The following is a 13,278-nucleotide window of genomic DNA, read 5'->3' as shown; positions in this document are numbered from 1 at the left end:
CCGTGCGGGCCGCCACGGCCGCCGGGTCATCGCCGGGCGGCGGGAATTTGCCGACCGACCGCACGCCGGAACTGGTCGACCGTGCCGCCACGGACGTCGAGGCTGGTACGCGCGGCCCGGTAGAACCCGTCCCGCGTATGGTCGGCCCGGCTGACCAGCGCGGCGAGTTCGTCCGGTGGGTCCGGCAAGGCCCGCGCCGCCAACTCCAGCTCCCGGACCGCGTCACGCCATGTTGAGGCCGCGCGCACCGTGGCCTCGTCGCCGAGCAGCAGAACCGATTCCCAGGCCAGGCTGTGCCGCTCGGCGGCTTCTGCGAGCCGTGCCAGCCCTTCCTCCGGGCGCAACGCAGGCGTCCGGGCACCCGGCCGGTGCGCGCTGAGCATCCCCATCGCCAGCAGGTGAATCTCCTTCACCGCACGGGTGAAGTCCGCGTACGCGTCCAACCGCCGCTCGTCCCAGCGGACCGTCTGGTTGCGTCGCCACCGGCCCCGCTCGGTCACCGTCGTGACGATCATGGTGCCGGCCGTGCCGATCAGTGCCGGCAGCTGCGCCACCAGGTTTTCGGTCACGTTCAACACCGGCTCCTCACCACGATCGTCGGCAGATGCCGTGCCAACGGCACCTGGGACGATAGCGACGCCGGTCACCTGCAATGCCGTCCCAGGTAGTCACTGATCCGACACGACCCGGTCTGTCTCGGGTGTTTGCTCCACCGTCTGCGGCGTGGCAGGCTCCGCCCATGCCGTCACCAGCCGCCCGGGTGTCTCGTCCCCGCAGGTCGGCGACGACTGCGAGCGGGCTTCTGAATACATCGCTGCCACGGCCGGTACGACAATGCGGGTGATGCGCCGCAGGCGTCGCGTCGACCAGCGAGAATGCCGGGCGGTCATCGAATCGGTGACAACTCTCTGCGGCATGGCGAACTTCGCCTGGAGACTGGAACGGGGGGCCACCGTGCAGGGATTCGTGGCGCTGTCGGAGCAGTTGGAGGCCGCACGTCGGGAAGGACGGGCCTTTGCCCTCCCCGACACCGCACGATCCTGGTTCGATTTGCGCTACGCCGACCCCGATGCGGCCTACGCCCTGGCGATCGTCCTGCTGTGGGCTTTCGGAGCCAGCCGCGGTGACGACCCGCGATCCGAGCCGGACGATTACGTGAGCATCGCCGTGTGGCATCTGCAGATGCTGCTACCACCGTCCACGCACGCGGTCCTGCCCGACATCGCCGACGCCTACCTGCGCCATCGGGCGTCGCTTCGCGCGCAGGTCGGGCTGTGATGGTGACCGGCGCGGCCGCTATGCGCCGCGCCGGTTGAGCGCTCGTTCGAGATGCATCAGCAGGAGGAACGGCCGGGCGCGCCGGGCCGCCTTGCGCCAGGTGATGGCCCGTAGGCCGTACTTGAGAACGACGGTGGAGGGGATGGTCGCGCCGAGCAGGTCCCAGACGACCTCCTGCGCCGCCTGGCCCGCCACATTCGGACGCGCGAACTCGGCCACCGTCTCGCGATATCGTCGGGCCAGTTCCCGAGCCGCAGCCTCGGGAGTGAGCACCGGATCGTAACCACGCGACACGGCGAGCAGCGACTCGTCCAACAGCGCCCGGAAGTCGGCGTTGTAGCGGCGTGACTCGACGATCTGCGCGACCGTCAGTTGGTCCAGGGAGCCGAGCCGAAGCTGCGCGAGGACGTCGCGCACCACCGCTGCGTCGAAACGTTCCCCCCGTGGCCGCACCGCGCTGCTGGCCAGTTGGGTACGCACCGCCGGGTTGGAGAGCAGGCCGTCCTGCTCCAGCTCCGAGGAGAGCACCAGTGACGCCATGTGGTTCCGTAGGCTGACGATCTCGGCCGCCCCCTGCCGCAGCGTCACTCGACCGGCCTCGACACTGCGGTACGCCTCCTCTCGGATCCCCCTCATCACCTCGTCCATCCGGGTCAGGCTCTCCCGCAGCTGGCCCTGAACGATGACGAGATCAGCTCTCCGTCCGCGTCCGGCGCCGCGTCCTACGCGAACCCGGCCGGCGTCGTCGAGCTCGTACTCGTGCCCCCAGAGCTTGAGCAGGCCGGCCTCGTGCAGTTCGTCGACCCGCCGGTTGATCTCCGTGGCCCGCTGGCGGTGCGACGCGGCGATCTCGAAGGACGCCCTGAGCACGATCTGGTCGGAGAAGAAGACGACCGACTGGAGGACCTTGTCGAGGGTGTGGGCATCGATCAGCCCGCTGTCCAGCAAGGTGAGAGAGCGTGTCATGTCACCCCGGAAGGTAGGTGAGGTAGTCGACCTCGTACAGGTGGGCGCTCCACGAGTGGTAGCAGAGCCGACTGCCGGTGAGACCGAGATCGAGGGCGGCGTTGGAGGCGAGCTGGCCGAAGCTGAGCAGTTCCGGGACCAGGCCGACCCACACGTCGACGCTACGCGCGGTCAGGAAGAGGACGAGATCGTCATCGACGATGCGAAGGGCGCCGCCGACCGGAGACACCGGGAAGCGACCGCCGAGATCCTCGTCGGGCCGCCAGACGGAGAAGACCGCCGATCGGCTGTGCTCATCCTGACGGAGCACCTCCACCGCCCGTGCGAACTGGTCGACTGGTGAGTTGTCCCCGCCGTCCCAGCGCCGCAGCCGCTGGTAGAGCAGAGACGTCTCTCTCTGGTCACCGAAGATCCGGTCCCGGTAGTCCTTGATCAGCTCGGGATACTGGTACCCCTCGGGTGGCGTGAGATCCGCCGGGTTGCGCACCCAGACGGTCAGTCCCGGAATGTCGAACGAGACTCCGTGCCGGCTCGCCACCCTGGTCTGCAATTGCCCGGCGAACAGTGCGATGACGTCGTGCCAGCCGGACGCGACCGTGGACACCTCGATCTCCACGCTCAGCCTCCCATCGCCGCTGTACCGGCCCGTCGTTGCAGGTACTTGTTGGACTGGTAGAAGGACTCCACGCTGCCCTTCTCCCACCACCCGTCGAGTTCGGGCAGAACGATCAGATCTCGCCGGTGAAAGGGCACCACGGCGGAGTCGAGCTCACCGCCCAGCGCTCCGGCGGAATTGATCCCTTCGCGCCTCAGCTGCACCAGTTCAGCGCCGGCGAACCAGGTGCCGAGACGCACGAGCGTGCGGCGTACCGCGACGTCTTGGAGATGCTGGGCGGGGTCGGTCTGGTGGCGATAGTCGAGCCCCGACCGGACGTCGGACGGTTGCCGGTCGAAGACGTCACGCGCGGTGGTGACCAGATGCCGGAGCAGCTTCGGGTCGTCGCTGAGCCGCCGGTGATAGGCATCCTCGTACAGGCAGAGCGCCGCCTCCCAGGGGTGGGTGGCGGGACCGACCCGCCAGACGAGCCGCCAGTTGCCCGGCCCGAACTCCGCGTCCCAGCCCGACAGTCGGTGCTGTCGCCGACTGCCCAGGTGGCCCGGTCGGGTGATGTCGGGCCAGGGCTCCCCGGAATCCCAGGAAACTGACGCCACCGCCTCACCCACGCCGACCGGCTCCATTCGCCGCAAGCTTGCCGAAGCTCGGCATACCGACGTCGAGCAGCGCTGCGACGTCGATGAGACGGGGATCGGTGACGTCGGGGGTGCGCGAGACGACACACACATCCGTCGCCAGGAGGGGTACGTCGTGGTCGAGCCCGTTGGCACGCAACGTGTCACCTGAGGTGACCAGAAGAACACCCGCGCCGGCCGGGTCAGACCTGATCACACCCTCCGTCGAGCCGTGCAGTGTCACGACCCGGACATCCCGCAGCTGGGAGGTGCTCCGGGTCCACGCCTCGGTGATCGCCGGATACTCGGTGTAGATGGTGCTGACCTCCCGACCGCTGACCGTGCAGTACGTCACGAACGACGTCCGGACCTCCGGCAGAGCCCACATGAACAGCGGCCGGCCGTGGCGGAGCGACCATTCCACGCCGACGTCGTACCCGCAGATGCCGATGTCGGCAAAACCCGACGCCACCAACTGCGGTACGTCGAACCCACGGCACAGAACGAGCGAATCTCCGGCGGCCGAATGCCACAGGGCTCGGGAATGCTGCCGTGCGAGACCGGGAAACAGGTCGGCGAGGAGGCCCGCTACCGGCGCGTGCAGCCGGCTCGACGGACCTGGCGCGGCGATTCTCACGGTGCCGTCCGGTCTCCGGGCGCCTTCCCGAATCTCCGCAACTTCTCGTCGATCTGTTCGACGGGGACGACGGCGTCGACGAGGGCTCGTAACGCGAACTCGGTCGGCTCCTCCGAGAAGATCACCACCTTTCCCAGGCCGTGCGCATAGCCCACCTCGATGCAGACGCTGACGCCGGCGTATCCATTACTGGCTATGACATAGATCGCGTCGGACCGCTCCACCTTGGCGAGGAAATCGTGGGTCAGCCGGATCTTGTCCGATTCGCCGACCACCCGCTGTTCCTCGTTGTAGTCGAAGCGAGGCGTGTGGACGGTCAGGCCCGTGGCACGCAGCGCCTTCTCCGCACGCTGAGCCACGTCGTAGAACTTCGAGCTGCTGCACACCGTCACCGCACCGATCATGCGCCCTCCACCATCTTTATCAGGGTCACTCACTCCACCGGCACCAGATGCCGTGGGCGTTCCAGATACCGCACACCCAGGCGCTCGAGCAGGATCCGCTCCCAGATCATCGAGGGCGCCTCGGACTCGCGAGGGGTGGGCAGACCACGGCGGTCGGCGAGTACCGGATAGTCGAGGTGGAAGGGCCGCACCGCCAGCCGAAGCGGGAGCGCGGTGTTGACTGCCTGCAACTCGCCGAACAGTTGCTCCAGTTGCTCGGTCGTCCAGTCGTTGGCACCCACGGCGGGAAAGACGTCGAACCCGAGCTCCATGGCGGTTTCGAGCCCGCGCCGGATCGCCGGCCAGGACGTGGTGCCCGGCGGGGCGTGCAGGGTCGTGTGCACCTTCACCCGCCGCAACGACCCGCGCTCGTCCGGGGTCAGCGTCAGTCGGCTCTGCTCCAGCGCGTACGGCAGTGTCGACAGATTCGACTCCACCTTGAGAACCGCGACATCAAGAAGATCACGCCGGAGCATCTGGCGGTAAATGCCGAGCACGAGTGCCGGTGCCAGGAAGGGCTCGCCGCCGCTGATCCGCAGCAGGCTCAGCCTTCGCCCGGCGTTGCCCGCCGCCTGCCGCAGCTTGACGAACTCGTCCACCACGTCCGCAGCCGCAGCGAGGAAGGCATCCTGACCGGAGAGGTGACGAAAGTCGACGTAGCAGTAGGCACACCGGAAATTGCAGGCGGCTACGTGGGTGATGGCAGCCAGATTGTGCTCGCTCCAGTGGCCGCCGATCTCGGCTGCCACCGTGACCGGGCTGTCCGACAGATTGGCCACGTGCCGGAGGCCGGCGAACTCGGGTAGTGAAGTCGGAAGCCGCATCCGCTCGCGTTTGACCGGCGTGAAGAGCCGGAACTGCCGATTCTGCACTCCGCCGAGTGCGGTCCGCGTCAGGTCGGTGAACGCGAAGGCGTCAGCTCCGACGTTCACGATTCGGTACGACCTGGCCAACAGCGGTGGGTCGGCCGCGACAGGCGCCGCTTCCGCCATGCCGACCTCCGCGGAACTCGAACTCGGCGACGTACGACGCCCAGGCTGGTCGATGAAGGAATGCTCTCCCGAACGCCCGACGAGGGTCAAGTCACCGGCGTCGTGCGGTGTGGCCATGTCCGCCTTCCTCGTCGAACAGCGGTGCGAGCTGCCTGAGCAGGGCCGCTGTGCTCACGTTGCGCGGCAGATCGAGTTTGAGATCGATGTCCGGTCCTTTGACGGTCAGCAGGACGGACTGACGCTCGTCGCGGAGTCGCCAGTTCCTGATCGCGGTGGCCAGCGCACCCAAGTGCGGTTGCAACGTCGCCAGGGTGGCGAGATTCGCCAGCACGCCGACGCCTTCGATGGCGAGCGTGACGGTGGAGACATCCCGAACACCCTCGTACGGCAGTGCGAGTTCGTCGATCACGTCCGGTGGAAGCAGCAGCTTGACACTGGTCATTTCTCGCCTCTCGTCAACGATGCGATCCGGTCCTGAACAGCCCGGTCCAACGGACGCAGGGTCGTCGAGGCGACTGCGCCGCAGAAATACCCCTGCACGTGGTGGATGCCGAGGTCGTAGATCTGCCGCAGGCTCACCGGCGCCTCGTCGTCGTAGCCCTCGACGATGACCTCGCGCGGTTGAGGAGCGTGCCCCTGGTCGCTGGCGTACCGGGCCACCCGCGCCACCAGCGCCAGCTCCTCCACTGCCAAGGGGTGGTGCAGCACGGCCCGGTCGACCTTGATCTGAGTGAGCCGTAGCTCCGCCATGCGGGCCAGCGACGCGTGCCCCACGCCGAAGTCGTCCACCGCGAAGTTGATGCGCAACTCCCGGGAGAGCTCGGTGAGCCGGCGATGGAAGTACACCAGGGGTTCCTGCGGCCATCGCTCGCCCGGCCCCGGCGTGATCGGGTCCTGCTCGGAGATCTCGAGCGTCAGTGTCCGCGGATTGACCTCCGCCTCGACGAGCGCCTTGTGCACCTGATGCAGGTACGAGTCGCTGAGCAGCGAACGGACCGCGACGTTGACCGACAGCGGCTTGATGCCCTGCCATTCGGCGGCGGCGTCGGCCTCGGCGTACGAGTGGATCGCCTTGGACACGAGCAACGCGTCACGTTCGATGATGAAGCGGTCGCCCCAGTCGTACGCCATGCGCAGCGCCGCCAGCGGCGCGCGGAGTTCCCGGTCGTTGCGGCGGGCCAGGGCCTCGAAGCTCTGGATGCTCACCCCGGAGGCACGTAGGTCCAGTTGCACCACGGGCTGGAACACCATGATCATCGACTCGACGAGCTTCTGGTAGAGGCTGTACGCGTACTCGTACAGCGTCGTCGGCAAACGCCCGAAGGCGGTGCGCAGCGCGGTGAGCACCGCCATCTCCGCCTGCACCGGATCTGTGAACGGATCGGAGTCCCAGACCGCGCGCAGCATCACCGCCAACGGCTCCCCCATGTCGAGCTGGGCCAAGCCCGGGTCGACCATCGCGAGGGCGAGCGTCCGCTCGTCGGCGTAGGAGAGGGGGACGCAGAGCATCCGGCGTCGGGCACCGTGGGAGACCACGTGCCCGGGCATGGAGGTGCGGTGCTGCAGCGCCTCCACTGCTGCGGCTTCGAGCATCGGCCGCAGCGTCTCCTTGTCGAACCGGATCGTCGCGTTCAGCACGGCGAACTCGGTGCCGGTGAACTCGACGACCGCCACGGAGTCCGCGTCGAGGGCGTAGCGGATGAGTTCGACCCGATCGGCGTGGCCACCCTGCTCGACGTGGTGCGGTCGCCGGTTCTCCATCCGGAACATCCGGCCGAGCAGTTGCGTGATCGAGTTGCTCTGGTCCTCCAGCGGATTCTTACAGGGGCGGGTGGTGCCGGGGTTCGCCGGCGCGTTGAGCGCCTGTCGCTCGTGGCGGGACAGCGGCGGTTGTGTCAGCACGGTGCTGGGCCCGTACGTGCGCACCCACTGCACCGGCGGCGGATCGATGCCCTGGTCGGCCACGAAGGCGGCCATCTGCGCGAAGGACACCCGGCGGGCCTCGTCGGCCGCCTCCCCCCGCAGCGCCCGCAGCACATGGTGGGTCAGCATCCCGTGCCCGTGCTCGGTGCTCTCCCGCGCCACCTGGCCCCTGGGACAGGCCAGTAGGGCGCTGTGCCGGTCGACCTGGGTGCGATACGTCTGCATCGCCGCGGCGTGCCGCCGGTCGGCGTCGGCGTAGATGCCCGCCTGACAGCAGTCGAGCACCAGGAACGAGGTACCCGCGAACGCCTCGAAGACGTCGCGCTGGAGGAACGACATCCGCAGCCCGTTGTCGGGCTCACGAGGCAGGCGCTCAGGGTCGAGATCGGCGGTGACCAGGTAGGCGTCGAGTTGGTCGTTCCACTCCGGTACGAGCGTGTGACCGGCGAAATAGACCAGCAGCACGTCCGAGGGTCCGGACGTGAGGACGACCTCCCGCAGAAATGCCTTGATGTCCCGCGAAGTGGCCTCGGCACCGGGGAACACCGTGACGTTGCCGTCGTCGAAGGTGCCGTAGTCCTCGTCGAGGAGCACCGCCCGGAGGGCCTGCGCATCACTTTCCGCGTAACGCAGGTCCGGTAGTTGCCGGTCGTAGCCGCACTGGTTGACTCCGATAAGGACGGCCTGTCGCTTGCTCGGCGCCATCGCACCCCCGGAGGCGATCGGTCGGGTCGTCACCACACGAATCCACGTCAACGCTCTAAGTGACAATAGTGGCTGACCGGCAACCGTCGACCTGAGCAACGAGTCAGATATCCGTCACGCTGCGGGTTCGGGCGCTCGCCCCCACGCCCTACCGCGAGACACCGTTGCGGTACACCACCTTGAAACCGAGGTTCTGAGCCAGCGGCGCCCAGCGCGCCGACTTCATCAACTGCTCGACGCTGTTGACCCTGCCACCGTTGACGAGCCGGTTGAGGATGACCGTCTCGATCGCGGCGGACTCGATCCAGTCGATGTCCTTGGTGAACCCGCAGATCATCGACGCCTTGGTCTCCCTGAGGAACTCCGCCAGGGTGGCCTCGGGAGCCCGCAGCACCGAACAGCTGCCGAAATACAGCCGCTTGCCCTCACACCGGCCGGACGCCCAGCTCGCGATCTCGGCCAGCCCGACCTTGTTCGACTCGGACAGCTTGAGCTGGGTCGGTGCGCCGTGCAGTGCGAAGAAGCCGACCTCATAACTGGCGTACTTCCTCGACAGCCATCGCTCGAGGAAGTACCGCAACTCCTGCGGCGTGGCGGTGTCCCGATGGATGAAGCGGATCGCTCCGAGCCGTTCGAGCAGCTCCAGTGTCGGTAGCACAGATCCTCGCTCAGCGAGATCGTCGTGCCACTCACCCTCCACACAGAACACACCACCCGGCTTGGCCACGTCGCCGCCCCTCCCCCTGTCGAAGCACCGACCCTAACGAGGCAGATCGACACACGGCCATCCCTCCACAGGTCAACTTCAGGACACCCCAGGAGCCGCCTCCGCCACCAAGCCGTCGACCGTCCACATCAGCTGGTCATCGGCGCAGAGCAGCAGCACGTCGCTGCCGGCGCAGATATCCCGCCAGGCCGGATCGCCGCAGCGGGACACCAGCAGCACCGTCGTCACCGGAATCTGGCGTACGGCCAAGCGGTGCCGGTATTCCAGCACCTGGCCGAGGCCGAGCCGCAGCTGCTCCACCTCGTTGCCGTCGACCACGCTCTTCACCTCGGCGACGAACTGCCGTCCGACTGCGTCCCGCCAGGCCAGGTCGACGTCGATGCCCGCGAGCCCTGCCCCGACCGACATCCCCGACCGGGCCAGGTGGTCGATCAGCAGCAGGCAGAGCCGGTCGTGCTCGTCCACGCCGGCGCGGTACCGGTCCGCGTCGAACGAACGCTGCGTTGGCAGGTCTTCAGCGACTCTGGAGCCGACATACGGCCGGTCGAAGCCGACGTCACCGTCGACCTCTCCCGCGAATTCGTCGCCGAAGAGGAACTCTGACGCCAGCCATGCCCGTCCCACGACCTCCGGCCGGTAACGGCCCTCGAAGGAGTAGGGGCCGGCGGCCACCCAGCAGCTCAGCAACCGTAGACCGGCGATGACCGGTGGCTGCCGCAACAGCCAGAGAGCGGTGTCCAGGTCCGGGCAGCGGAGGAGGAACTTCTCCTCGGCGAGCGTCTTCGTGCCGTCCTCCAGCACCTCGACGCCACGCCGCTCCCACTCCTCGAGATCGACCGCGCCGGCATCCATGGCGAGGCCAATGGGTGCCGCGTGCACCCGCAACCACACCGCCTCACCTGACTCGTACAGACCGAGGATCTCCAGCACGCCGACCGTCAGCCGCAGCACCGAAGGAGCGGCGTCGTCCAGGTGGGAGAGGATCCAGTACCTGCCCGCGGTGTCGGCCGCCTTGGGCACCACCGTCCGCGCCACCCAGCCAGCCAGCGCCCATGCCCGACGTCCTGACTCGTCCAGTCCGCTCGCCCAGTCCTCCTCGAAGCCGACCGGCGGCGGGTCCAGCGGCGCGGGAGCATGGTCGGCGAAGACCCAGGCGGCCAGGTCGGCGGGTGCGACGAGCTGCCAGAGCCGGGAGCGGCGCGACGCCAGCATCTCCGTCACCTCGTCCACGTCGGCCAGGGTCCACCAGCTCGTGCCGGGCTGCGCCTCCGTCAGATCGGACAACACGACCACCTCCACGACTCGTCGCAATCAGCGCGCACGGCGGTGACGCCGCACGTAGGTGAAGCCCTCAGGAAGGTCCCGGTCCACCAGTTCCGAGGCACGAACGGCATCCCGGTGGGCGTCGATCTGTTCAGCAGACGCCTGCGCCCCGGGCGGGAGGCGCCGCACGAAGCCCGTTACCCAGTGACCTCGACGGTGCGGGTGCCATTCGCGGGTGATGTCTCGCTGGGGCGTCACGGACTGAATCTGCGGGACGTACCGCAGCAGCAGGGTGTGGACATGGCCGGGTCTGGGCGGATACCAGGGGCGACCGTCGTGGTCGACACTGCCTTCTACTCGGTGCAGACGGCTGGCCCGGAGGAGCTGTTCCACGGCTGGACGTATCCGATCGGCGCGATGCGGCGGCAGACCGAGTTCCAGGCAGTTCCGCACCAAGGCGTCCTCGGCGAGGATGGCTTCGCCGTCCACGCTGAGGTAGCCCAGCTTGCGCAACGTCCGCATCACCCAGCTCGCATCGGAGAGGTCCGGAACATCCCGGTCCTGCTCAGCGCCCGGGGCGGTCTCGCGGGTGACGACCTGACGGTCGTATCGGTGCCGGAACTCCAGATCGTCTACCCGCTCGGGCTGCGGCAACAGAGCAGTACGGGCCGTGATGTGGGCGCTGCCGCACGGCCACCTGAAGGTGACCACTGTTCCTGGCAGGAGACCCTTCGGCCACTGGATGCCGCCGATCTCCCACTGCCCACCGCGCCGACGCAAGACCACTTCTTGTACGGCAGCGGTCGGGGCCGGCCCTCGCTCCCGATGTTCGATCCGAAGCCGTAGTCGTCGGTCCTCCGTCAGTGAAGGCCCACCATCGGGAAGCACGCACCAACCACCCTGCAGATGCATCCGGTACAGGGCCGTCTGCCACACCAGATCTTGGTTTCTCGACTGGTCCGGCAGCCACCAGGCGTGGTCATCTTCCTCCGTCGGCGCCGTCAGTCGGGGGCCGACCGCTCGGCCGAAGTTCTGAGAGATCCGGTCAGCTTCGGCTTGCACTGCCGAGCGCGGTGCGGAGCCTCGACCGGCCTGCGACGCGAGGTCGGCAAGGCTCGCGGCAGCCGCCGCTCCGCGGTGACGCTCCAGGCAGGAGTCGGTGGAGACCAAGATTCGCTTCCGATGCCTGATCACCTCCGCCAGCAGGAGCCGCGTGTGCCCCGCGACCGGGAACCCGAGCGCCTCGGGCACGAGCCCCGCACGCAGGACGTGGCGAACTACCTTGGCAGCCCTGTCGTCCCGACAGACGACCTGGACATATGACGTGCCGGTGACAAGATCGAGCGCCGTACGGCAGATGGCCTGGACGCCGCAATCCTGCACATCGACCGCCCGGTCGGTGCCGGTTCGGAGTTCGCCTTCCTCGGTCAGCCAGGCGTACCCGAAGATTCCGGTGCTCTGGTCGAAGTCGACGGCCGCTACTGCGACAAGGTGAGCGGAGTCCCGGGGGACCTGCCGCCGTACCGCTTCGCAGACAAACGCTTCGGACCGATCGTCGGTGTCGCTGTGGGAGGCGTCCACCGTGTCGACGACGCGCGCCCCGTCGGTCGGCACCTGCTCGGGCAGCTCGGCCTCATGGGTGCTCTGCGGTGGCGGAGTCGGTCGGGGTTCCTCGGCAGAACGTTCCTGGGACTCGGGCTCCCGGGGCGCGCCTGTGGCATTCTCGGACAGGTCCACTGGCTGAAGGCGTGAGCGCACAACTCGGGCGACAGACGACGCGCAGCCGGCATGGCCTTCCTCGGGGAACCGATTCGGGCAACTCTGCCGATGCTCTTCGATCGCCCGGTCGACGCACCGTGCCAGAGCAGGGTCGGCCTGCCGCACGGCCATCGTCGCCTCGGCTGCGGCCTCGGCGCGCGCCTTCGGCACTGTGCGGGCCCGGTGGAGCTGGCTCGCTCGAGCCAGCAGATCCGCCACCATGAGCTGGGCTTCCAGGCAGCGGGCGCTGCCCCGGGCATACGCCTCGCCGGCTCGGCGCAAGCGCGGCACCACGCCCTTGCCCCGTCCGGCGGACAGGTCGGCCTCCAGTGACCGGCGGGCGCGCGCAAGTTCCGTCACGATCTCCTCGGTGCATGCCGCCCATTGCTCCGCGACCGCTGGGTGCGCCATCGACTGGTCACATTCCCACCGGTTGACCTCCGCCACGGCTTCGCGCGTGAAGTCGGCCCGGTCCAGCGCTCTGAGGCGCTTCACCTCGGCAGGCAGCTCGGAAGGTTGCTTGTCGTGCGTCTGCAGCCACGCCCACACATCGGACGTCGGAGGTTCGAGCGCACCCACCCGCACACCTCGACGACGCAGCGCCTTCGTGAACGCCTTGTCGAAGGCGTGCGGCGCGACCTGCCGGATGACCCGCGCCTCCACCGGTTCCTCGACTGGACCACCTGGTGCCGGTTGACTCCGGGCATGACAGGCGGCTCGGAACGTGGCGACCGCTTCTTCGCCGCGGAGCGCGAGCTCCTCCCGGGTCGCGATCAGCTCCCCGGCGGCACCGCCGCTCTGCGGGGCGATCCGGGCCTCCACGTCGACAAGCAGCTCCGCGTACCTGATCGCGGCAATGGACGGAGGCTCACCGGCACGTCGGCGGTGAAGCTTTCGCTCGGGTGGGGACAGCTGCTTGCCCTCGGCAACGGACCGGTGCATGGCGGCGAGCCAGACCATGTCTCGGGGCAGCGGGCTGGCGGCGCTCCACTGCGCCTCCGGAGGTGTCCGAGCGGGTTCCCGAGGCGCCGGCGTCCGAGTCGTGCTCGCCTGCGGGCCTGCCCGCCGTCCGTAACAGCCGCCGCAGAGCAACTGCGACCAGTCGCCCGAGATCGTCACGACGGAGCTGGACATGTTGGTGCGCCCGCAGGTCACACAGCGGAACGTCAGCGGCTTGTTGAGGGTGTACCGCTGCAGCTTGCCCAGCGTGGCGTGCACTTTCCTGATCTGGTACCCGGAGGGGGGTCGTGATGCCATCCTGCCTTCCTCGGCAACGAGACTTCTCACGTACGGGTGTCCCTGGCCCGCGCTCCCAAGCAGAACGGGTCAGAGACCCAGAAACCGGTAGTTCAGTTG

General features: G+C 68.3%; 13 protein-coding genes. 1 reads left to right on the top strand and 12 read right to left on the bottom strand.

Going from position 1 to position 13,278, the window contains the following annotated elements; translation table 11 throughout:
* Positions 1-26: 26 nt before the first annotated feature.
* Entirely contained in the window at positions 27-569 is a 543-nt protein-coding gene (locus ACPFP2_RS01585) for a hypothetical protein (protein WP_424085685.1), read from the bottom strand.
* Positions 570-723: 154 nt separating this feature from the next.
* On the opposite strand from ACPFP2_RS01585, the gene ACPFP2_RS01580 reads away from it, so the two are divergent.
* Positions 724-1,278 (top strand): hypothetical protein, encoded by a 555-nt coding sequence (locus ACPFP2_RS01580; protein WP_424085284.1) that lies wholly within the window; start codon positions 724-726, stop codon positions 1,276-1,278.
* A gap of 18 nt (positions 1,279-1,296) precedes the next feature.
* Here ACPFP2_RS01580 and ACPFP2_RS01575 read toward each other — a convergent pair whose 3' ends face one another.
* The 11 genes from ACPFP2_RS01575 to ACPFP2_RS01525 all read right to left on the bottom strand — a co-directional run bounded on the left by ACPFP2_RS01575 (position 1,297) and on the right by ACPFP2_RS01525 (position 13,179).
* A complete protein-coding gene (locus ACPFP2_RS01575; RefSeq protein ID WP_424085282.1) occupies positions 1,297-2,244 on the bottom strand; it encodes a hypothetical protein in 948 nt (315 codons plus the stop codon).
* Between the two features lies 1 nt (position 2,245).
* Positions 2,246-2,860, bottom strand: a complete 615-nt coding sequence (locus ACPFP2_RS01570) for a thymidylate synthase (protein ID WP_424085280.1) — start codon at positions 2,858-2,860, stop codon at positions 2,246-2,248.
* A gap of 2 nt (positions 2,861-2,862) precedes the next feature.
* Positions 2,863-3,468: a hypothetical protein gene (locus tag ACPFP2_RS01565; RefSeq protein WP_424085278.1), complete on the bottom strand. Its 606-nt coding sequence runs from the start codon at positions 3,466-3,468 to the stop codon at positions 2,863-2,865.
* A complete protein-coding gene (locus tag ACPFP2_RS01560) occupies positions 3,461-4,111 on the bottom strand; it encodes a hypothetical protein (protein WP_424085276.1) in 651 nt (216 codons plus the stop codon). Before ACPFP2_RS01560 ends, ACPFP2_RS01565 begins: the two co-directional genes overlap by 8 nt.
* Positions 4,108-4,515, bottom strand: coding sequence for a hypothetical protein (locus tag ACPFP2_RS01555; RefSeq protein WP_424085274.1), 408 nt, complete (start codon positions 4,513-4,515; stop codon positions 4,108-4,110). The genes ACPFP2_RS01560 and ACPFP2_RS01555 overlap by 4 nt, the downstream gene beginning before the upstream one ends.
* 29 nt (positions 4,516-4,544) lie before the next feature.
* Positions 4,545-5,663, bottom strand: coding sequence for a hypothetical protein (locus ACPFP2_RS01550; protein WP_424085272.1), 1,119 nt, complete (start codon positions 5,661-5,663; stop codon positions 4,545-4,547).
* Positions 5,638-5,988 (bottom strand): hypothetical protein, encoded by a 351-nt coding sequence (locus ACPFP2_RS01545; protein ID WP_424085270.1) that lies wholly within the window; start codon positions 5,986-5,988, stop codon positions 5,638-5,640. Before ACPFP2_RS01545 ends, ACPFP2_RS01550 begins: the two co-directional genes overlap by 26 nt.
* Complete coding sequence (locus tag ACPFP2_RS01540) at positions 5,985-8,207, bottom strand: EAL domain-containing protein (protein WP_424085268.1); 2,223 nt, start codon at positions 8,205-8,207, stop codon at positions 5,985-5,987. Before ACPFP2_RS01540 ends, ACPFP2_RS01545 begins: the two co-directional genes overlap by 4 nt.
* A gap of 115 nt (positions 8,208-8,322) precedes the next feature.
* Positions 8,323-8,901 (bottom strand): DUF6642 family protein, encoded by a 579-nt coding sequence (locus ACPFP2_RS01535; RefSeq protein ID WP_424085266.1) that lies wholly within the window; start codon positions 8,899-8,901, stop codon positions 8,323-8,325.
* 78 nt (positions 8,902-8,979) lie between these two features.
* Positions 8,980-10,185: a hypothetical protein gene (locus tag ACPFP2_RS01530; RefSeq protein WP_424085264.1), complete on the bottom strand. Its 1,206-nt coding sequence runs from the start codon at positions 10,183-10,185 to the stop codon at positions 8,980-8,982.
* Positions 10,186-10,212: 27 nt separating this feature from the next.
* A complete protein-coding gene (locus tag ACPFP2_RS01525; RefSeq protein WP_424085262.1) occupies positions 10,213-13,179 on the bottom strand; it encodes a hypothetical protein in 2,967 nt (988 codons plus the stop codon).
* Positions 13,180-13,278 lie beyond the last annotated feature (99 nt).

The organism is Micromonospora citrea (assembly GCF_049629545.1).
Taxonomy (GTDB): Bacteria; Actinomycetota; Actinomycetes; order Mycobacteriales; family Micromonosporaceae; genus Micromonospora; species Micromonospora citrea_A.
Note: the sequence above shows the minus strand (reverse complement) of the source record. Positions and strands in the feature narration are given on the sequence as shown.